The sequence below is a fragment of the Pseudomonas sp. B6(2017) genome (genome assembly GCF_002112765.1).
Lineage (GTDB): Bacteria > Pseudomonadota > Gammaproteobacteria > Pseudomonadales > Pseudomonadaceae > Aquipseudomonas > Aquipseudomonas piscis.
This window is the reverse complement of the sequence record NZ_NEIQ01000004.1, coordinates 123,817-143,842: the sequence shown is the minus strand read 5'-3', so window position 1 is coordinate 143,842 and position 20,026 is coordinate 123,817. Positions and strand designations below refer to the sequence as shown.

Genomic DNA, 20,026 nt, shown 5'->3' with positions numbered 1-20,026 from the left:
CGTCAATGTTGTAACGATTCAGTGCCTTACAGAACTTGCCTACTGGCAAGGGGCATGCTTAGCTGACTAATAATTAGTTTTTCTTTATTTTCAGCCTGATCATGAGTGTTTTATGCCGTTGACCGATGAACACCGTTTTGGCATGCAGCTGGCGCATATGTCCCGCGGCTGGCGTGCTGAACTGGACCGCCGCCTGGCTGGCCTGGGCCTCTCGCAAGCCCGCTGGCTGGTGCTGCTGCACCTGGCCCGTTTCGAAGAAGCGCCGACCCAGCGCGAGTTGGCGCAAAGCGTCGGCGTGGAGGGGCCGACCCTGGCCCGTTTGCTCGATAGCCTGGAAACCCAGGGCCTTGTCCAGCGGCAATCGGTGATGGAAGATCGCCGGGCGAAGAAGATCGTCCTCTGCCCTTCGGCGCGCCCCCTGATCGACCAGATCGAGACCATCGCCACTGCCTTGCGCCATGAATTGTTCATTGGCGTCGATGAAGAGGACATGCGGGTGTGCATGCGCGTCCACGGACGTATCCTGGCCAACCTGGAAAAGTCCTGAAGCCTGCGACTGGGGTCGCCTGACTCCGGTCTTCATCATCTCCCTTCACTGCTGATCCTGCTGGTCGCCACTACGCCAGCGGGCCGTTGGCGCACGCTTGTCAGAAGGTCTGGCCCAGGTTCAGCGACAGGGCCTTCTGGTTTTCGTCGTTGAAGCCGTAGCTGAAATTCAGCGGCCCCAGTGGCGTATCGAAACCCAGGAAGATACTGGCCGCGTTGATGTAGCCACTGTCGAAGGCGTTGTCGTTGTTCCACGCCCGGCCCCGTTCCAGGGAGCCACCCAGGTACAGCGGGAAATCCAGGGGCAGGTAGGAGCGTGGTGTGAGCCGGCGGAAATACACCGCCCGGGCCAGGCTGATGTTCTGTCCCGACAGGGCGTCTTGGCGAAACCCCGACAACTGTCGCGCACCGCCCAGCAGGAAGCTGGACGTCACCACGTCGGCGGCGTCCAGGGTCCGCCCATAGCGCCCGCCGAGGATGAAGGTGTTGGGGCCGCTGCTCAGGGCCTTGTCCAGCTTGAACTCCCATTGGCGGTAGTGCTTGTCCGAACCCAGGCCCGGTTCGAACTGGCGCAGGGTCAGGTGAATGTCTTCACCCGAGTGGGGGAAGTAGACGTTGTCCAGGGAATCGAAGGAGTACTGCAGCTGGTAGTAGCCTTCGTTGAAGTGCAGCTTCGGCAGGTCCTGGTCGCCGATGCGCACATCGGCATTGCCCCAGGCTTCGCCCACACCGAAGCGCACCTCGCCGCTGTTGCCGATCTGCCGACCCAGGTTGAGGCCGAAGCCGTAGCGCTCGACGCGGTATTCGGCGATGGGGTCATTGTCCAGGGTGGCCTCGACGTTTTGCGACTGCGCGGAGATGAATGGGGCGACGAAGTAGCGCGAGCCGGCATCCAGCGGTTGGTAGAACTCGCTGTACAGCTCCTGGCGGTCGCCGATCTGCAGTCGCGTCAGCCACTCCGCGCCGAGGCTGTTGATGCCGTTCATGCGGTAGCTGGCGCCGATGTTGAAGGCGCTGTCGCCGCGCAAGTCATCGGACAGGCTCAGGCCCAGCCGCAGGTAATCGGTGCCGCTGCGCTTGCCCCGGGCGCTGATCACCAGGGTATTGTCCTGGCCCTTGTGGATCACCCGGTATTGCACCTGCTCGAAGAAGTCCAGGCCGTAGAGGGTGCCCATGTCGGTTTCCAGGCGGCCCAGGTCCAGGGGCTCGCCGATGTGCTGGCGGATGTAGTAGCGGATGACGTCGTCACTGACCTTGGAATCGTTTTCCACCTTGATCTGGCTGATGATCGGCGTGCGCTGGCTGGGCTGGCGGGCGGCGGTGAGCTGCGCGGGCTGCGGATTTTCCCGGCGCAAGTGGGCCAGTCGGGCGTCGAGGATCCGGGTGGCGCGGTAGCCAGCGTCGATAATCTCCTGGGCGCGGCCGAAATCGGTGACGCCGAATGCCGAAAGTGCCGGCTGGACCAGCACGTCGCCCTTGTGCAGCGCGGCCAGCTGTTCCTCGGAGTTGCGCCGGGTCATCAGGGTGATGGACTGGGTCAGCACGTCGACCACGGTGTTGAGCTGCTTGCGCGAGCGCAGTGGCGTGCCGATATCCACCACGATGGCGATATCCACGCCCATTTCCCGGGCCACATCCAGCGGGATGTTGTCGGTCATGCCGCCGTCTACCAGCAACCGGCCGTCGAGTTCCACCGGGGCGAATACCGCCGGGATCGACATGCTGGCGCGAATCACCTGGGGCAGGTGGCCCTTGCGGAACACGACTTTTTCACCACTGGCGATATCGGTGGCTACCGCCCGGAACGGGATCGGCAGCTTGTCGAAGTCGCGGGTGTCGCTGGCGTGGGCCAGCTTGCTTTCCAGCAACAGGGCGAGGTTCTGGCCCTGGATCACGCCCAGCGGCAGGCCCAGGCTGCCGTCGTCGCGGAAACTGAGCTTCTGCTTGACCAGGAAATCGCGGTCATCCTGCTTGCGCCGAAAGGGCACGTCTTCCCGGGGCGGCGCATCGGACAGGGCCTGCTTCCAGTCGATCTCCAGGGCCAGCTTCTCCAGCTCGTCGATCTGGTAGCCCGAGGCGTAGAGCCCGCCGATCACCGCACCCATGCTGGTGCCGGCGATGGCGTCGATGCGGATGCCTTGTTCTTCCAGGGCCTTGAGCACCCCGACATGGGCCAGGCCGCGGGCGGCGCCACCGGACAGCACCAGGCCGATTTTCGGATGCGCCGGCTCGGCGCATTGGGCGATCACGGGGAGCAGGCAGAGCAACAGGCAAGACAGCAAGCGGCGCATCAGGCTTCTCGGGGCTGGCGATAAAGCCGGCTATTATAGCGACGCCCTCGAACTCAGGACCCGGCCGTACCATGACTGAACGTAAACCCGAAGTGATCATCACCTATTGCACCCAGTGCCAGTGGCTGCTGCGAGCGGCCTGGCTGGCCCAGGAGCTGTTGAGCACCTTCAGCGACGACCTGGCCAAGGTCTCCCTGGAGCCCGCCACCGGCGGTACTTTCCGCATCCAGTGCGATGGCGTGCAGATCTGGGAGCGCAAGGCCGATGGCGGTTTTCCCGAAGCCAAGGTGCTCAAGCAACGGGTCCGCGACTGCATCGATCCCGAGCGTGACCTGGGCCACAACGACCGGTCTCAGTGAGAGCCGGCCTGGGCGGTTTTGCCCTGGCTGCCTGAACCCGCGGACAGGCGGCTGGAGACCACGATCGCGGTGATGATCAAGGCTCCGCCCAGCAGCATGCGCAGGGTCGGGTTCTCGCCGAACAGCACCCAGGCCACGGTGATCCCGTAGACCGGCTCCAGGGCGAAGACCACCGCCGCGGTGCGTGCCTTGATCACCGCCAGGCTGGCGACGAACAGGCTGTGGGCCAGGCCGGTGCAGAAGATGCCCAGCAGGCTGATCCACAACCAGTCCATGGCGCGTACCTCGGGCAGTTCCGGCGCCGCCACCGGCAGCAGGCAAAGGCCTACCACCAGGTTCTGGCACAGCGCCGCCTGTACCGCTGGAATCCGTCCCGAGCCGGCGCGGTTGTTCAGCGACAGCAGGGAGAACAGCAAGCCCGAGGCCACGGACCAGAGCAGGCCGGTGGTGGCTTGGCTGGCGAGGTCGAAGTCCGGGGTAACCAGCACCAGGCCGATGCTCACCAGGGCTACCAGCACGATCTCGTTGATGCGGATCCGCTCGCGGAAGATCAAGCCTTCGAGGATCACCGTGAAGGCCGGGAAGCTGGCAAAACCCAGGGTGGCGATGGCCACGCCGGCGATCTTGACCGAGACGAAGAAGCTCACCCAGTGGCCCGCCAGCAACAGGCCGCTGAGCAGCAAGCGCAACCAGTCGCCGGTGGCCAGCCGCTGCCAGGGCGCATTGCTGGCCAGGCGGGCGAAGAACCCCAGGGCGAGCACGGCGAAGGTCGCGCGGCCGAACACGATGACCGCCGGTGAAGCGGCGGCCAGTTTGCCGAATACACCGGTCAGGCCGAACATCAGTGCGCCGATATGCAGGGCGCCAAGGGCGGTACGCGGGGTCATGTCATTCCTTAACGCAAGACGGGCCGTGATGGCCGGGACGATGGGCTCAGTCTACGGGGCCGGCACCGATGTCGTCTGTCGCGAGGCTGCCGGCTTTTGTCGCGCAACTCGCGTGCGCTTCTTGGCGCAACTGGCGGGGCGAGCGGCCGAATTCGCGCAATATCGCCGCCGAGAAAGCGCTCTGGGAGCCATAGCCTACGCGGTCGGCCACCTCGCCGATGGGCATCGACGAGCCACGCAACAGTTCCACGGCCATGTGCAGGCGCCGGCTGCGCACGTAGTCCATGGGCGTGCGCCCGCATTCGGCGATGAAGCGCGCGTGCAGGCGTGTGCCGGACAAACCGGCGATTCGCGCCAGGTCGGCCACCTGCAAGGGATGGGCGGCGTGGCGATCGATATGGGCGTTCAGCGCGGCAAAGGGCAGGCGTCGTTCACCAGGGTGGCCAGCGGCCGGCTGGTTGAGGCTGGCCAATAGCAGCACCGCCCCTTGCTGGGCGATCACCGGGTCGTCCACCGGGCTGTCCGCCAGCCAATTGACCAGGCGGCTCTGGTTCGGCGCCAGGACCTGGCGCCGCGGGCTGTCGAGCAAGCGCCGGCTGGCCTCGGCATGTTCTCCCAGGGACTGGCCGAGCCAATGTTCGCCGGGTATGTCCAGCACCAGGCACTGGCTGCCGCCGGGGCTGCCGCAGATATGCCGCGCGCCGGCCGGCACCACCACGAAGCTCTGCTGCCGCACCTGGCTGCCCCGGCCCTCGACCTCGAAGTCGAGTTGGCCCGAAAGGCCGAATACCAGTTGCGCATGCTCGTGGCTGTGGGCGATCAGGTCGTGGCTATAGTGGCGCAGGGTGAGGATAGATCCCATCGCGGTCTCCTTGGCAGGCCCGCAGTCTACACCGGCCGTCGGGCCTTTCGCGCTGTCATCGCTCTGCCGCATATCTGTCATGGGCCATTCACCGCTTGGGAGCAAGCTCGCAAAAAATCCCGGAGAGCGTCCATGACCCATGCCGAACTCGCCAAACCCAGCCGCAAGCAGCGGGTACGCACCCTGTGGATCTCGGATGTGCACCTGGGCACCCGGGATTGCCAGGCCGAGCACCTGGCGCAGTTTCTCAAGAGCTATCACGCCGACCGCATCTACCTGGTGGGCGACATCATCGATGGCTGGAAGCTGCGGGGCGGGATGTACTGGCCCCAAGCCCATACCAACGTCATCCGTCGCTTGCTGACCATGAGCAAGCGCGGCACCGAGGTGATCTACGTCACCGGCAACCACGACGAATTCCTGCGGCGCTATTCCAAGCTGATCCTGGGCAACATCCAGTTGGTGGACGAGGCGGTGCACGTCACCGCGGATGGCCGCCACTTGCTGGTGATCCACGGCGACCAGTTCGATGTCATCACCCGCTATCACCGCTGGCTGGCGTTCCTGGGCGATTCGGCCTACGAGTTCACCCTGACCCTCAACCGCTGGCTCAACCACTGGCGGGCACGCTACGGCTATGGCTACTGGTCGTTGTCGGCCTATCTCAAGCACAAGGTCAAGACCGCCGTGAGCTTCATCAGTGATTTCGAGGAAGCCATCGCCCATGAATGCGTCAAGCGCGAGCTGCACGGTGTGGTCTGCGGCCATATCCACCATGCCGAGATCCGCAAGGTGGGTGAGGTGGAATACCTCAACTGCGGGGATTGGGTGGAATCCTGCACGGCGCTGATCGAGCACTGGGATGGCACCATCGAGCTCTATCGCCTGGCCGAGGCCCAGGCCCGCGAGGCCCAGCTCAAGGCCGAGCGCATGAAGCTGGCCGAACCTGCCTGAATCCCGTGGTTTGGGTGGGCGTGAGCCGGGCAGCCCGGCTCGGGCAGCCCGTCCTGAAGCTATTTAGCGCAGCAACCTGGCGGCGATGAGCCTGGCGCTGCCTTTGCTGCAACATTTCCCCTCGGGCAGCGGCCCGGTCTAGAAGGGCACCTTGCCCAGCAGCATGTCGCGGTACATGACGAAGTCGCCCAGCAGGCTGTACAGCGGATGCTGGAAGGTCGCGGGGCGGTTCTTCTCGAAGAAGAAATGCCCGACCCAGGCGAAGCCGTAGCCCGCCACCGGCAAGGCCAGCAGCAACAGCCAGGCACCTTTGCCGATGGCCAGGGCCAGGAGGAAGATCACCAGGGTGGTGCCGATGAAGTGCAGGCGGCGGCAGGTGCTGTCGCTGTGCTCGCTCAGGTAATAGGGGTAGAACTCGGCGAAGCTGTGGAACTGGCGGACGTTTTCCATGGCTGCGGTCTCGGTGCTTGTTGTTATGTGAGCGGGTGTTCTGCAAGGAGCCTACCTGAGTCTAGAGTCCCGGGCCGCAGCGGCCAGTGACAATAGGCGCCACTTTAGTATCCTTGCGAAATTGGCCGTTACCTGCGGCTCATCATATAAGAAGCCCCCATGAGCGAACGAACCACGTCGGCGAGCTGGACCCTGGGAATCGTCAAGGCCCTGGAAATGGATGGCCTGGATTGTCGTGTCCTGTTCGAGCAGCTGGGGCTCGACTATGCCGCCCTAGAAGATCCGGACGCGCGTTTCACCCAGGACTCCATGACCCGGTTGTGGCTGCGGGCGGTGGAGCTGTCCGGCAACCCGGCGATCGGTTTGAACATGGGCAAGGTGGTGCGCCCGGCATCCTTCAATGTGGCCGGTTATGCCCTGATGTCGAGCCGGACCCTGGCCGAGGGTTTCCAGCGCCTGGTGCGCTACCAGCGGATCATTGCCGAAAGCGCCGACCTGAGCTTTCGCCTGTTGCCCGAAGGTTATGCGTTGATCCTCACGGTGCATGGCGACCACCTGCCGCCGACCCGGCAGAGCGCCGAGGCGTCCCTGGCCTGCGCCCTGGCCCTGTGCGGCTGGCTCACCGGCCGTGACCTGCGGCCACGCAAGGTGATGCTGCAGGGACCGCAACCCGAGGACACCCAGCCCTACAAGGACATGTTCCATGCGCCGCTGATGTTCGCCGCGCCCTTCGATGCGCTGATCTTCGAGCGGGCCGACATGGAGAGCACGTTGCCCACTGCCAACGAGGCCATGGCCCAGCTGCACGACCGGTTTGCCGGCGAGTACCTGGCGCGTTTCTCCGAAAGCCGGGTGACCCACAAGGCGCGCCAGGTGCTATGCCGCCTGTTGCCCCAAGGCGAGCCCAAGCGCGAGCGGGTGGCGCAGATCCTGCACCTGTCCCAGCGCACCTTGCAGCGTCGCCTGCAGGAAGAGGGCACCAGCTTCCAGGCGCTGCTCGACGACACGCGCCGGGAACTGGCCGAGCAGTACCTGGCGCAGCCGAACATGACGTTGCTGGAGATCGCCTATCTGTTGGGGTTCGCCGATCCGAGCAACTTCTTCCGGGCCTTCCGCCGCTGGTTCGATGCCACGCCCGGCGAGTACCGGGCGCGGCTGGCGGAGTTGCCGGCCTCGGTCAATGACGCCAGAACGCCGGAATACACAACACGAACACCGTGATGATCTCCAGGCGCCCCAGGAGCATGCCCAGGGACAGGATCCACTTGGCGGCATCCGGCAGGGTAGAGAAGTTGCCCGCCGGGCCGATGGTTTCCCCGAGGCCCGGGCCTACGCCGGAAACGGTGCTGGCGGCGCCGGTCAGGGCGGTCATCCAGTCCAGGCCCAGCAGCGACAAAGCCAGGGCGATCACGCAGATGGTGATGGCGAAGAAGAACGAAAAAGTCAGGATCGAGCGGACGATTTCCTCGTCCAGGCGATGACCGTTGTACTTCTGCTTGATCACCGCCCGAGGGTGGATCAGCTGGTTGAGGTTGGCCTTGAGCAGGATGTAGGCCACCTGGAAGCGGAAGATCTTGATCCCGCCGGCGGTAGAACCCGAGCAGCCACCGACGAAACCCAGGTAGAAGAACAGCATCAGCGAGAAATTGCCCCACAGGCTGTAGTCGCCCAGGGCGAATCCGGTGGTAGTGACTACCGAGGTCACGTTCAGCGCCACGTGGCGCAGGGCATCGAGCCAATGCAGGTTGGTGGTCCACCAGTACCAGGTGCCCAGTACCAGCCAGGTCACCAGCAGCATGGCCAGCAGCCCCTGGACTTGCTGGTCCTTGAGCAGCGCCCGGCGGTTGCCACGCAGGGTGGCCACGTACAGGGTGAACGGCAGGCTGCCGAGGATCATCACCAGCACGGCCACCCAGTGCACCGCTGGTTGCTTCCAGTGGGCCAGGGATTCGTCCGAGGTGGAGAAGCCGCCGGTGGAAATTGCCGACATGGCATGGTTGATGGCATCGAACACGTTCATCCCGGCCCACCAGAACGCCAGGCTGCCGATGATGGTGATGCCCACGTAGGTGGCGACGATCAGCCGGGCCACCATGTGCGAGCGCGGCATGACCTTCTCCGAGCGGTCCGAGGATTCGGTCTGGAACAGGCGCATGCCACCGATGCGCAGCAGCGGCAGGATCGCCACCGCCATGCCGATGAAGCCGATGCCTCCCAGCCAGTGCAGCAACGAACGCCAGATCAGGATCCCCGGGGACATGTCGTCCAGCCCGCTGAGCACCGTGGAGCCGGTGGCCGTGATGCCGGACATGCTCTCGAAGAACGAGTCGGTGTAGCTGATGTGCTGGGTCAGCAGGAACGGCAAGGCGGCGAAGATGCACACCACCACCCAGCTGGAGACGGTCAGCAGGTACATGTCCCTGGGGCGCAGGTGCACATGCTCGGGCCGCCCCGGGAGCACCAGGGCCAGGCCGGCGATGAAGGTGATCAGGCTGGCCCAGAGGAACGACGGCAAGTCGCCGGTGCGCTCGAAGATCACCAGCGTCGCCATGGGCACGACCATGGCGATGGCCAGGGTGATCAGGAAGATGCCGATGATGAAACCAATGATCCTGAGGGTCGGCAACGCCATGTGTTCAGCTCGGGCTGGAAGAGAAAGGCGCTCATTCTACCTGCGAGGCAGGGCATGTAAACCAGGCATCCGGTTAGCGGATACCGCTAGAATAGCCGGACATTTTTTCCAAGGAGGTGGCCGATGGAGGCTCTCGACGCTTTGCTCAACCGTGTTTCCGTGCCACGCCTGGTGGAGCCTGCTCCCAACGCGCAGCAGCGTGAGGCGCTGTTCGCCGCGGCCCTGCGTGCTCCCGATCACGGCCAGCTGCGGCCCTGGCGGTTCCTGACGGTGGAGGGCGAGGCGCGCGACAGCCTGGGCGAGCTGCTGGTCGAGGCGGTGCAACTGCAGGGCGGCGAAGTGACCCAGGCGGCAGTGGACAAGGCCCGCGCCATGCCGCTGCGCGCGCCCCTGGTGGTCGTGGTGGTCGCCCGCTTGCAAGAGCACTTCAAGGTGCCCCGCAGCGAGCAACTGCTGGCTGCAGGCTGTGCGGCCCATGGCATCCTGCTGGCGGCCTACGCCCAGGGCATCGGCGCCGTGTGGCGTACCGGCGAGCTGTCCTACTCGCCCCATGTGGCCAAGGGCCTGGGCTTGGCTGAAGGGGAAGAAGTCATCGCCTTCCTGTATCTGGGGACACCACTGAACGAGCCGCGGATCGCGCCCAAAGTCGATACCAGCGAGTTCGTCAGCGCCTGGACCGCCAAGGCCTGACCGGCTCCAGCAATCTCGCGTTACCAGCGGGCAAGTACGTCGTCATCGGCTCTGGTGGCAACGACTTGCCCGTTGTGCATTCAGGCCTGGACCACGGCGCCGGGCACCAGCGGCAGTTCCAGGGTGGCGATGAAACCGCCCTGGGCATGGTTGTCCAGGACCAGGCTGCCGCCGTGGCGCTCTGCCGCGCGGCGCGCGATGGCCAGGCCCAGGCCGTGCCCGGCGGCGCTTTGCCCGGGGGCACGGAAGAACGGCTCGCCCAGCTGGGCCAGGTACTCCTCGGGCGCCCCGGGGCCACGGTCGCGCACGCTGATCAGGATTCGTTCGCCCTGGCGCCGGGCCTGGACCTCGATCGGTTGCCCGGCCGGGTTGAAGCGCTGCGCATTGCGCAGCAGGTTGTCCAGGGCCCGTTCGAGCAGGGTGGGCCAGCCACGTATTTGCAGCTGGGGCTGGGCCTCGATCTGTACCAGTTGCTCGGAGCAAGCCAGCTGTGCGTCTTTCTGCAAGGCCAGGAGCAGGGCATTGAGGTCCACCTGCTCGGCACTGGCGTTGTCGGCATCGACCCGGGCCAGGACCAGGATCTCGCTGATCAAGGCTTCCAGGCGATCGCATTCACGGGTCAGTCGCGGCCAGAGCTGTTCGCGCTCCTGGGGCGCGGCCCGTTCCGCCAGCGCCAGGGCGATGCGCAGGCGTGCCAGGGGCGAGCGCAGTTCATGGGATACGTCGTGCAGCAGTTGGCGCTGGCTGCCGATCAGCCCCTGCAGGCGCGAACCCATGCGGTTGAAGTCTCGGGCCAGCACGCCAAATTCGTCACGGCGGTTGGCCAGGCGGGCCAGGCTGTTCTGCTGGTAGGTAGTCTGGCCCAGGTCGTGCACCGCGCCTCGCAGGCGGCTCAGGGGGCGGGTAATCGATAGCGTCACCAGCAGGCTGAACAGGGTCAGCACCACCAGGGCGATGGCCAGGGCGCTGAGGGGCCAGGTGAGGCTGTCGCGATGCCAGGCGTTCAGTTCAGGGTGCGGAATGCGGTAGATGAACAGGTAGGTGTCGTCGGTTCGCGGGCTGGTGTATTCGGCTGTCAGGCGGCGCCAGGGCAGGCGTCGGTCATCGTTGTTCTGTCGTGCCTCGAAGGCGGCCGCGCGGCGTGGGAAGGTGCCGCGTACCACCGGGTCGCCGCTTTCGTTGAGCACCTGGACGTCGATGTGATATTGGCGCTTGCGCTGCTGGAGGACTTCCTGGGCAGCGTCTTCGCCTTGTTCCTCGTAGGTCTGCGTCCATTGCTCGGAAAGGTTGTTCAGGCCCGGGTGGCGGCTGAGGATCCAGGCGTCCTGGTTGAGCATGTGGCCCAGCAGGATCGACAGCCCGGCAACCAGGGCAATGGCCAGCCAGAAGCTGGCCAGGACACGCCAGAACAATGAACGCACAAAGACTCCTTGAATGCACGAAGCCCAGTGGCGGGGCCACTGGGCTGGTGGGGACGCTAGCGCATTATTGCGCTTTTTGCGGCTGTTGCGCTTTCCAGGCCTTGAACTGGGCCCATTCGGCGCGGCGTTCTTCCTGTTTCTTGAGGTTGGCGTCGAACTGCTTCTGTTGTTCAGGCTTGAGCAGGGCGCGGATATCGGCCTGGGTCTTCTGGTGCTTGGCGGCCAGCTCGTCCTTCATGGCCTTCTGGTCGGCCGGGGAGAGTTTCTCCAGGTATTTCTCCACGAGCGCCTTGCGTTCGTGCATTTGCTCGCCCATCAGCTTGCCGATCTGCTGGCGCTGTTCGCGGCTCAGGTCCAGCTGGCTCCAGGGGCCTTTGCCACGCATGTGCTCGCTATGCCGTGGGCCATCCATCGGGCCCATGGGGCCGTTGCCTTCGGGCATGGCCATGGCCACGGTCGGCAGGGCGGCGGCGAACATCAGGGCGATCAGGGTCTTGCGCATGGTGTGTCTCCTTGTCTCATTCCCGGTCGGTTCCGGATGAGTTCAGGTTACGCACATCAAGGTCAGCGGCGGTCAGCTGAGGGTAAAGCTTGGGTAAAGACGCGAGACCGGCCTCCTGACAAAACCGCCGTAGGTGACGTTGTCGCTTGTTCCGGGACGGCGACCCCGTAGCCAGGCGGCTACGGGCCAGTGGCTAGAGGCTGTAGTAGTAGCCGCGGCTGCGCAGGGCGACGATCCGGGGGCGTCCGTCAGGATGGGGGCCGATCTTCTTGCGCAGGTTGCTCACGTGCATGTCCAGGCTGCGGTCGTACAGGGTCAGCTTGCGACCCAGGGCGATCTGCGCCAGTTCCTGCTTGTCCAGGGGCTCGCCCGGTTGCTTGAGCAATGCTTCGAGCAGGCGGCTTTCGGAAACCGTCAGGCCGATGTCCTGGCCATCGAGGGTGACCACTCCGCGTACCGGGCTGAAGCACAGGTCGCCCAGTTCCAGCTGGCTGGAGGCCGCTACCGGGTGGCTACGGCGCAGCACGGCACGCAGGCGGGCGGTGAGTTCGCGAGGGTCGCAGGGCTTGGCCAGGTAGTCGTCGGCACCCAGCTCCAGGCCGAGGATACGGTCCAGGGGTTCGCCACGGGCCGAGAGCATCAGCACCGGCAGTTCGGGGTGGTCGTTGCGCAGTTGCTTGAGCAGCTCCAGGCCGCTGCCATCGGGCAGCATCACATCCAGCACCACGGCCGCCGGTGTGTTGTCGGCCAGGGCCCGGCGGGCGCTGAGACCGTCATGGCAGGCGCGAACCTGGAAGCCTTCCTGGCTCAGCCAGCTGCTCAGGAGCTCGCACAGCTCCTGGTCATCATCAATCAGTAACAGGTCGCTCATGAATCACTCAATTTAGCCATTGTCGACGTCTGCGATGCCCGCCACTGGCAAAGATACCGCAGAGCAGGGCGATGAGGGCCACGCCGCCGCCGGTGATGAACCATTGCTGCTGTTCGGTCAAGAGGCGCGGCGTCGGGTTGGCCTGGGCCTCCTTGAGTTGCAGCTTGAGGCGCTGGTTCTCCTGGCGCAAGCGGGCCAGTTGTGGGCTTTCCCGTTCGGCATCGGCACTTTGCAGCTGTTTGCTCAATTCCTCGCGCTGGCGCTCGCTTTCCTTCAAGCGTTGCTGCAGCTCGGTGATCTGGCTACCAGCGCTCAGGGACAGCGGCGTGGAGTACCCGCCTTCCTGGGTTTCCTCGGCGAGGGCCGGGGCCCCGATCGACAACATGACCAACAACAGGCACAACGGACCTTGGCGCATCGAAACTCCTGATTCCAATCGGATGTTGGGCAGGTTGTCGGCCGTCAAACGAGAATAATGAGCGATTGAGAACGCGATGAACCGGGAAGGTTCACCGCGTGGGAGGGGGTTACGGCATGGATTGCTTGAAGGGCTTGACCAGAACGTTGCCATAGACGCCAGCGGTCACGAACGGATCGGCTTCGGCCCAGGCCTGGGCGGCGGCCAGGGAATCGAACTGGGCGACGATCAGGCTGCCGGTGAAGCCCGCAGCGCCCGGATCTTCGCTGTCCACCGCTGGATGCGGGCCGGCCAGCACCACCCGACCCTCGGCCTGGAGCTGCTTCAGGCGCTCCAGGTGCGCCGGGCGCGCGGCCTGGCGTTTTTCCAGGGAGTTGGCGACGTCTGTGGCAATAATTGCGTAAAGCATGTCAGTCCTCGGTTTTCGGAGTGGTGGAGTCGGTGTCATGCAGATGGCGCGACAGGTAGATACCCTGGCCCACCAGGAACAGTACGGTCATGCCCAGGCTGCCGAATACCTTGAAGTCGACCCAGATGCTCTGGAAGGTGAAGGCGACGAACAGGTTGGCCGCGCCACAGAACAGGAAGAACGCGATCCAGGCGATGTTCAAGCGGGTCCAGACTGCGTCCGGCAGGCTCAGGGCATGGCCCATGATGCGCTTGATCAGCAGTTTGTCGCCGATGAAGTGGCTGCCGATGAAGGCCAGGGCGAACAGCCAGTTGACCACCGGGGCTTTCCACTTGAGGAAGGTTTCGCTGTGGAAGGCCAGGGTCAGGCTGCCGAACACCAGGCAGGCGATCAGGGTCAGCCACTGGCTTTTCTCCAGCTTGCGCTGGGAGATGAACAGCGCTCCGTAGACCACCAGGGAACTGATGATCAGCACCGCCGTGGCGCTGTAGATGCCGCCCAGGGTGACTTCGTGACCGGCGAGGTCGACGACGCGAGGGTCGATTTTGTAGACGATGAAGAACAGGAACAGCGGGATGAAGTCGATGAATTGTTTCACAGTGGCAGCCAGAAGCAGGATGTGTCGGCATAATAACAAACATCCCAGGTAGCGAAAGCGCCAGCTGATTCGAGGTTTTACCGTCCCGTGAACATTGATTTGCACTGCCATAGCACGGCCTCCGACGGCGCCCTGGCGCCCGCGGCGGTGGTGGCCCGGGCGTACGAGAAAGGTGTGCGAATCCTGTCCCTGACCGACCACGATACCGTCGAGGGCCTGGCCGAGGCGCGCGCCGCCGCCCGGGAGCTGGGCATGCAGTTGGTCAACGGTGTCGAGCTGTCCTGCACTTGGGGCGGTGCAACCATTCACGTATTGGGGTATGGCTTCGACGTCGAGGCCCCGGCGCTGGTGGAGGCCATTGGCAAGCTGCATGAAGGGCGTTGGCTGCGTGCCGAGGAAATCAGCCGCAAGCTGGCCCTCAAGGGCATGTCGGGGGCCCTGGAGGGCGCCCGGGCGATCCAGCAGGAGCTGGGCGACAGCGGTAATGCCCCGGCGCGCCCGCATTTCGCCGACTATCTAGTGCGTGCGGGTTTCGTCAAGGATCGTGCCGAGGCGTTTCGCAAATGGCTCGGTGCCGGCAAGCTGGGAGACGTCAAGCAGCACTGGCCGACCCTGGAGGAAACCGTCGCCACCCTGCGCGAGGCCGGCGCCTGGGTCAGCCTGGCCCATCCCTGGCACTACGATTTCACCCGCAGCAAGCGTCGCCGGCTGATTGCCGACTATATTCAAGCCGGTGGCCACGCCATCGAGGTGGTCAATGGTCACCAACCAGCGGAGCAAGTGGGCAGTCTGTCCATCCTTGCCCGTGAATTCGGACTGCTGGTCAGCGCCGGCAGTGACTTCCATGGCCCGGGGGGCTGGTCCGAGATCGGTGAGTACCGCCCGGTCCCCGAGGACCTGCCGCCACTTTGGTGTCGGTTCAAGCATGAGCCAATTATTGCCGCCTGAGCAGGTAGAGACAGTGAGTCAATTTTTCCAGATCCACCCGGAAAACCCCCAGCCACGCCTGATCAAGCAGGCCGTGGAGATCATTCGTGGCGGCGGTGTGGTGATCTATCCCACGGATTCGTCCTACGCCGTTGCCTGCCAGATGGGCGACAAGGGCGCGATCGAGCGGGTACGGCGCCTGCGCCAACTGGACGACAAGCACAACTTTGCATTGATCTGCAGCGATCTCTCGCAACTGGGGCTGTTCGCCAAGATCGATACCGGCACCTTCCGCCTGCTCAAGGCCCATGTGCCCGGGCCCTATACCTTCATCCTCAATGCCACCCGTGAAGTGCCGCGCCTGCTGTTGCATCCCAAGCGCCGCACCATCGGCCTGCGGGTGCCGAGCAATCCCATCGCCCTGGCGTTGCTGGCCGAACTGGGCGAGCCGCTGATGAGCGTCAGCCTGATCATGCCCGGCGATACCGAGGCCTTGAGCGACCCGCACGAGATGCGCCAGTTGCTGGAGCACCAGGTGGACCTGATCATCGACGGTGGTTTCGGCAGCACCGAATCCTCCACGGTGATCAGCCTCGCCGACGGCGAGCCGCAAGTGATCCGCGTCGGTTGCGGCGATCCAGCGCCCTTCATGGCCGAGGCCTAGATGTCCGCAGTGGAAACCGTCGACGAGCAGGCCGGCGCCCAGCAGGAGCTGCCATTCGCCATGGTCTACGGCCAGGCGGTCATGGAAATGCCCCTGGACCTGTACATCCCGCCCGATGCCCTGGAGGTCTTCCTCGAAGCCTTCGAGGGCCCGCTGGACTTGCTGCTGTACCTGATTCGCAAGCAGAACATCGACATTCTCGATATCCCGGTGGCGGAGATCACCCGCCAGTACATGGGCTACGTGGAGCTGATGCAGTCGGTGCGCCTGGAGCTGGCGGCCGAGTACCTGGTGATGGCGGCCATGTTGGCCGAGATCAAGTCGCGCATGCTCTTGCCGCGTTCGGCCGAGATCGAGGAAGAAGAACAGGACCCCCGCGCCGAGCTGATCCGCCGCCTGCAGGAATACGAGCGCTTCAAGGCCGCCGCCGAAGGCATCGACGAGTTGAGCCGGGTCGGTCGCGAGGTGCTAGTGCCCAAGCTCGATGCGCCCCAGGCCCAGGTGCGCAAGCTGTTGCCGGACGTGGCGCTGGAAGAGGTGCTGATGTCCATGGCCGAGGTCTTGCGCCGGGGCGACATGTTCGAGAGCCACCAGGTCAGCCGCGAGGCCCTGTCCACCCGGGAGCGCATGAGCGATGTGCTGGAACGCCTCAAGGGCGGCGGTTTCGTGCCCTTCGTCGAGCTGTTCAGCGCCGAGGAAGGGCGCCTGGGGGTGGTGGTGACCTTCATGGCGATCCTCGAACTGGTGAAGGAGTCCCTGGTCGAGCTGGTGCAGAACGAGCCCTTTGCGGCCATCCACGTACGGGCGCGAGCCGAATAACGAGCTTAAATCATGAATCTGAACGAACCCCGCGAGCTGGCCTCCCTGCTCGAAGCCTTCCTGTTGGCCTCGGGAAAGCCCCAGTCCCTGGAGCGGCTCTACGAGCTGTTCGAGGAGGCCGAGCGGCCTGACCCGGCGGTCTTCAAGAAGGCCCTGGCGCTATTGGGCAAGTCCTGTGAAGGGCGGGCCTTCGAGCTCAAGGAGGTGGCCTCCGGCTATCGCCTGCAGATCCGCGAGAAGTTCGCTCCCTGGGTCGGTCGTCTCTGGGAAGAGCGGCCCCAGCGCTATTCCCGGGCGTTGCTGGAAACCATGGCGCTGATCGCCTACCGCCAGCCCATCACCCGCGGCGAGATCGAGGATGTGCGCGGTGTGGCGGTCAACAGCAACATCGTCAAGACCCTGATCGAGCGCGAGTGGATTCGAGTGGTGGGGTATCGCGACGTGCCTGGCAAGCCGGCGATGTTCGCCACCACCAAGGCCTTTCTCGATCACTTCAACCTCAAGAGCCTCGACGAGTTGCCGCCGCTGGCCGAGCTGCGCGAGATGGAAGCCGAGCCGGTGCTGGAGTTCGACGATGCGCCGGTGCCCGAGCATCTGCAGCAATTGGCCGACGCCAGCGCCGAGCCCGAGCCGCCCCAGGAGGAAACCAGCTTCCATACCTTGTTGCTGGAGCTGGACTCCATGGAAGAAGGGCTCAAGACCGATTTCGACGATCTGCACCGTGACGATCCCGAGCAGGACGAGCTTCACGAGGCGCAGGAGCCGAGTGCAACCGTTGCTGGCGAACCGCCTGAACCTGCCAGCGGTGAGCCGCTGGAGCCTCTGGCGGACTTCCCGGCGGACGAGTCGCCCGAGGCGCAAGGGGGCGATGTGCTGGGTGTCGCCGAGGCCCGGGCCAAGCTGCTGGCCGCCGTGGCGGCCCTGGAACCCCAGCTGAGCGAAGAAGAAGCCGAAGCCCGGGCCCTGGCCGAGGCGATCGAGCAAGAGCGGCGCCTGCTGGAGGATTGACGCGCGGCCGCCGGCCAGCGGAAAAGCGCCACGATGGCCGATGATCGACTAGTCTGTGATGCGCAACGGCCGCCATCAGCGTATGATTCGCCACCTTTTGGCGAGCCCATCGCCATAGAACCTGTTTCCATGCCTTCAGGCTGCTCGGCCTGAAGCGACACACCGGGAGGTGCCCAGATGAGCGACAAAGACCAGAACGACCAGGAAATCCGTCCAGCCGGCGAGAAGCTGCAGAAAGTCCTCGCCCGCATCGGCGTCGGCTCGCGCCGCGACGTCGAGGCCTGGATCAGCCAGGGCCGGATCAAGGTCAACGGCGTGGAGGCCACCCTGGGCCTGCGCGTCGACCTGCACGATGCCATTTCCATCGATGGCAAGGTGGTCAAGCGCGAAGAGGCCGCCGAGTCGGTGCGCCGCGTGATCATGTACAACAAGCCCGACGGCGAGATCTGCACCCGCGACGACCCGGAAGGCCGCCCGACCGTATTCGACAAGTTGCCGCGCCCGCGCGAAGGCCGCTGGATCAATATCGGCCGCCTCGACATCAACACCACCGGCCTGCTGATGTTCACCACCGACGGCGAACTGGCCAACCGCCTGATGCACCCCTCTTTCGAGATGGACCGTGAATACGCGGTACGGGTGCGTGGCGAGGTGGATGACGAGATGATCGAGCGCCTCAAGGCGGGCGTCATGCTCGAAGACGGTCCGGCCAAGTTCACCGATATCCAGCAAGCTCCCGGCGGCGAAGGCTTCAACCACTGGTACCACTGCGTGGTGATGGAAGGTCGCAACCGTGAAGTGCGCCGCCTGTGGGAATCCCAGGGCCTGGTGGTCAGCCGCCTGAAGCGCGTGCGTTTCGGCCCGGTGTTCCTCAACTCCGACCTGCCCATGGGCCGCTGGCGCGAAATGAGCCAGTACGAAGTCGATGTGCTCAGCGCTGAAGTCGGCCTGACGCCGGTAGCCATGCCGCAGCTCAATGCCAAGTCCAAGGACCGGCTGGAGCGCATGCAGCGCAAATCCTCGCGGCCGATGGCCAAGGGCGAGCGTGTGCGTACCCTGCGCCCGGCCAATGGTGCCCCGGTCGCCCCGCGTGCCCCGCGCGAACCGCAACTGGAAGCCGAACGCCCTGGCCGCAAACCGGCTGGCCGCCAGGATGGCGAGCGCGCTCCACGGGCCCCGCGCCCGGCAGCCGGCCGTGGAACTCCGGTGGCCGAACGTCCGGCGGATACCAAGCGTCCTGCGCCGAAGTCCAAGCGCCCAAGCCCGGGCCTGGACCAGGATGCACCCTCGGGCAAGCGCCGTGGTGCTCCGGCCGGTGGCGGCCAGCGTCCGGGTTTCGGTCGACGCAAGCCGGAATAAGCCCATCCCGGATGAAACAACGCCAACCTTAGGGTTGGCGTTTTTTTGCCTGCAATCCTGGCCGGTTTTTGCCGAGCTAGAAGGCGAACTGACCGTTGAATACCGGCTTGCGGTCCGCTGCCAGTATCCCGGAGCTGAAGATCAGGTCCAGGTGGTGACTACCCTTGGCGCCACCGCCCAGGCCCAGGTGCAGCCCGCAATGGCGCTCTTCGAAGCCGGAGTTGCGCCCATACAGCGACTTGATGCCTTCGTTGGTGCCGATACCCAGTTCCTCGATGCGCCGGTTCGACGGGTTGGCATCCAGGTACTTGTTGAAGTCGTTGACCAGGCCGGGCACCTGGCTCGCCACCTGGCGGATGCTCGAGTTCTCGATCCACAGCTCCAGCGGCACCTGCAGGACCCCGTATTTACGGGCGAAGGGGATGGTGCTGAGGAAGGTGCCGAGGAACTTCACATGGCCATTGATCTCGTCGCTGTGGGTGGCGATCTCGCCCGGCGCCAGGTCGTAGTTGCCCACGCCATTGATATCCGTCCACTTCTTCACCGTCTGAAGTGGCGCCTCGAAGTACGACCCCAGGGGGTCGCTGAAGCTCAGGATGCTGGCCTGGGACAGGCGGCGGATCAGGGTGGCGTTGAGGTCGGCGATTCGCTGGGGTTCGACGCTGAAGGTGTCGTAGAAGTACTCGCCGTAGTCCTTGAATAGCAAGGATTTCTTCCAGTGCTCGGCCATCAGTCCATGGAGCGGACGGAGGAACTCCGGACCGTCGGGACGCGGCTGGGGCAGGGTCGAGGAGTCGTAGAAAAAAATGTACAGGTCACATTCGGTGATGGCCCGGACGAGGTTCTCGGCCGGCTCCAGGTCCAGGCGCAGGGCACTGATGGTCAGCGGCGTGGCCTGGCGGGCTTGTTCGATGATGGCCAGGGTCATGGCCTGGTACTCGGCGGTATGGCCGATCAGTACCTTGGCGGTTGCCAGGCCGTTGAGGGCCGGGTGCCGTTCCAGGTAGTACAGGAAATGACGGATGGCGCGAGTCTGGTCCATAAAACCTCCCTGTAGGACAAAGATGACCGGAGCAGGCAGGGCCTGCTCCGGTCCGCGGACGCCTTACATCGGCCACATGGCGGTGCCGAACGGCACCACGGCATCGGCTTGCATCATTTCCACGGCCGCATCGTGGGTTGCAGCTTCGAACCAGTCGTCCAGTTGCAGTTCGGTTTCCAGCTCTTGTTCCAGTGCTTGCATGGTGCTTCTCCTGAATGACATTGCGCTTGGCAGTCCATTGGTGGAACGGATCGACAGCAGTGAACGGGATGGTTGCCGAAGCCGCCCATTCGTTCCTCGTGCTTGCCGGGTGACTG

The 20,026-nt window shown here is 64.7% G+C and carries 23 protein-coding genes; 10 read left to right on the top strand and 13 right to left on the bottom strand.

Translation table 11 applies throughout. The features are described from left to right. The first annotated feature begins 112 nt into the window (after positions 1–112). Positions 113–547, top strand: coding sequence for a MarR family transcriptional regulator (locus CAG11_RS08300; RefSeq protein WP_085595951.1), 435 nt, complete (start codon positions 113–115; stop codon positions 545–547). Positions 548–647: 100 nt separating this feature from the next. On the opposite strand, the gene CAG11_RS08295 is transcribed toward CAG11_RS08300, so the two are convergent. Then, complete coding sequence (locus CAG11_RS08295; protein ID WP_085595949.1) at positions 648–2,837, bottom strand: patatin-like phospholipase family protein; 2,190 nt, start codon at positions 2,835–2,837, stop codon at positions 648–650. 71 nt (positions 2,838–2,908) lie between these two features. On the opposite strand from CAG11_RS08295, the gene CAG11_RS08290 reads away from it, so the two are divergent. Then, a complete protein-coding gene (locus CAG11_RS08290; protein WP_022642980.1) occupies positions 2,909–3,196 on the top strand; it encodes a SelT/SelW/SelH family protein in 288 nt (95 codons plus the stop codon). Here CAG11_RS08290 and CAG11_RS08285 read toward each other — a convergent pair. Together CAG11_RS08285 and CAG11_RS08280 are read right to left on the bottom strand one after the other, a co-directional pair. Then, positions 3,190–4,083 carry a DMT family transporter gene (locus CAG11_RS08285; RefSeq protein ID WP_085595947.1) on the bottom strand — a complete coding sequence of 298 codons (894 nt, stop codon included), beginning with the start codon at positions 4,081–4,083 and terminating at the stop codon, positions 3,190–3,192. The two genes, CAG11_RS08290 and CAG11_RS08285, sit on opposite strands and share 7 nt — an antisense overlap. Positions 4,084–4,129: 46 nt before the next feature. Continuing rightward, on the bottom strand, positions 4,130–4,945 hold the full coding sequence (locus tag CAG11_RS08280; RefSeq protein WP_085595945.1) for an AraC family transcriptional regulator: 816 nt from the start codon (positions 4,943–4,945) through the stop codon (positions 4,130–4,132). A gap of 132 nt (positions 4,946–5,077) precedes the next feature. Between CAG11_RS08280 and CAG11_RS08275 the strand changes: the two genes are divergently transcribed. Then, a complete protein-coding gene (locus CAG11_RS08275) occupies positions 5,078–5,899 on the top strand; it encodes a UDP-2,3-diacylglucosamine diphosphatase (protein WP_022642984.1) in 822 nt (273 codons plus the stop codon). A gap of 138 nt (positions 5,900–6,037) precedes the next feature. On the opposite strand, the gene CAG11_RS08270 is transcribed toward CAG11_RS08275, so the two are convergent. After that, the gene (locus CAG11_RS08270) at positions 6,038–6,349 is read right to left on the bottom strand and encodes a DUF962 domain-containing protein (RefSeq protein ID WP_022642985.1); all 312 of its coding nucleotides are present in this window, start codon (positions 6,347–6,349) and stop codon (positions 6,038–6,040) included. A gap of 159 nt (positions 6,350–6,508) precedes the next feature. Between CAG11_RS08270 and CAG11_RS08265 the strand changes: the two genes are divergently transcribed. Beyond that, positions 6,509–7,570: an AraC family transcriptional regulator gene (locus CAG11_RS08265; protein ID WP_085595943.1), complete on the top strand. Its 1,062-nt coding sequence runs from the start codon at positions 6,509–6,511 to the stop codon at positions 7,568–7,570. Here the strand turns inward: CAG11_RS08265 and CAG11_RS08260 are convergent. Then, positions 7,527–8,981 carry a TrkH family potassium uptake protein gene (locus CAG11_RS08260; protein WP_053135149.1) on the bottom strand — a complete coding sequence of 485 codons (1,455 nt, stop codon included), beginning with the start codon at positions 8,979–8,981 and terminating at the stop codon, positions 7,527–7,529. The genes CAG11_RS08265 and CAG11_RS08260 overlap by 44 nt on opposite strands. Before the next feature lie 123 nt (positions 8,982–9,104). Here CAG11_RS08260 and CAG11_RS08255 point away from each other — a divergent pair, with 123 nt between their 5' ends. Further along, on the top strand, positions 9,105–9,671 hold the full coding sequence (locus tag CAG11_RS08255) for a nitroreductase family protein (RefSeq protein ID WP_085595941.1): 567 nt from the start codon (positions 9,105–9,107) through the stop codon (positions 9,669–9,671). Positions 9,672–9,751: 80 nt separating this feature from the next. Here the strand turns inward: CAG11_RS08255 and CAG11_RS08250 are convergent, their stop codons facing one another. From CAG11_RS08250 to CAG11_RS08225, 6 genes are all read right to left on the bottom strand, one after another. Next, positions 9,752–11,092, bottom strand: coding sequence for a HAMP domain-containing sensor histidine kinase (locus CAG11_RS08250; protein WP_085595939.1), 1,341 nt, complete (start codon positions 11,090–11,092; stop codon positions 9,752–9,754). A gap of 64 nt (positions 11,093–11,156) precedes the next feature. Further along, positions 11,157–11,594, bottom strand: a complete 438-nt coding sequence (locus tag CAG11_RS08245; protein ID WP_053135142.1) for a Spy/CpxP family protein refolding chaperone — start codon at positions 11,592–11,594, stop codon at positions 11,157–11,159. Between the two features lie 193 nt (positions 11,595–11,787). Next, entirely contained in the window at positions 11,788–12,465 is a 678-nt protein-coding gene (locus tag CAG11_RS08240; RefSeq protein WP_085595937.1) for a response regulator transcription factor, read from the bottom strand. Positions 12,466–12,472: 7 nt separating this feature from the next. After that, positions 12,473–12,883, bottom strand: coding sequence for a translation initiation factor 2 (locus tag CAG11_RS08235; protein WP_022642991.1), 411 nt, complete (start codon positions 12,881–12,883; stop codon positions 12,473–12,475). A gap of 109 nt (positions 12,884–12,992) precedes the next feature. After that, positions 12,993–13,292: a YciI family protein gene (locus tag CAG11_RS08230; protein ID WP_022642992.1), complete on the bottom strand. Its 300-nt coding sequence runs from the start codon at positions 13,290–13,292 to the stop codon at positions 12,993–12,995. A gap of 1 nt (position 13,293) precedes the next feature. After that, positions 13,294–13,890, bottom strand: a complete 597-nt coding sequence (locus tag CAG11_RS08225; RefSeq protein ID WP_022642993.1) for a septation protein A — start codon at positions 13,888–13,890, stop codon at positions 13,294–13,296. Between the two features lie 87 nt (positions 13,891–13,977). On the opposite strand from CAG11_RS08225, the gene CAG11_RS08220 reads away from it, so the two are divergent. From CAG11_RS08220 to rluB, 5 genes are all read left to right on the top strand, one after another. Further along, positions 13,978–14,838 (top strand): PHP domain-containing protein, encoded by an 861-nt coding sequence (locus tag CAG11_RS08220; protein ID WP_031321141.1) that lies wholly within the window; start codon positions 13,978–13,980, stop codon positions 14,836–14,838. 13 nt (positions 14,839–14,851) lie between these two features. Beyond that, positions 14,852–15,481 carry an L-threonylcarbamoyladenylate synthase gene (locus CAG11_RS08215; RefSeq protein WP_031321142.1) on the top strand — a complete coding sequence of 210 codons (630 nt, stop codon included), beginning with the start codon at positions 14,852–14,854 and terminating at the stop codon, positions 15,479–15,481. A 120-nt stretch (positions 15,482–15,601) separates the two neighbouring features. Further along, positions 15,602–16,300, top strand: coding sequence for a ScpA family protein (locus CAG11_RS08210; RefSeq protein WP_174435383.1), 699 nt, complete (start codon positions 15,602–15,604; stop codon positions 16,298–16,300). Positions 16,301–16,312: 12 nt separating this feature from the next. Next, a complete protein-coding gene (scpB, locus tag CAG11_RS08205) occupies positions 16,313–17,308 on the top strand; it encodes an SMC-Scp complex subunit ScpB (protein WP_085595935.1) in 996 nt (331 codons plus the stop codon). Positions 17,309–17,485: 177 nt separating this feature from the next. Next, positions 17,486–18,667, top strand: coding sequence for a 23S rRNA pseudouridine(2605) synthase RluB (gene rluB / locus CAG11_RS08200; protein ID WP_022642998.1), 1,182 nt, complete (start codon positions 17,486–17,488; stop codon positions 18,665–18,667). A gap of 76 nt (positions 18,668–18,743) precedes the next feature. On the opposite strand, the gene CAG11_RS08195 is transcribed toward rluB, so the two are convergent. Both CAG11_RS08195 and CAG11_RS33775 read right to left on the bottom strand, forming a co-directional pair. Next, entirely contained in the window at positions 18,744–19,709 is a 966-nt protein-coding gene (locus CAG11_RS08195; protein ID WP_085595933.1) for a leucyl aminopeptidase, read from the bottom strand. 63 nt (positions 19,710–19,772) lie between these two features. Next, positions 19,773–19,910 (bottom strand): hypothetical protein, encoded by a 138-nt coding sequence (locus CAG11_RS33775; protein ID WP_022643000.1) that lies wholly within the window; start codon positions 19,908–19,910, stop codon positions 19,773–19,775. Positions 19,911–20,026 lie beyond the last annotated feature (116 nt).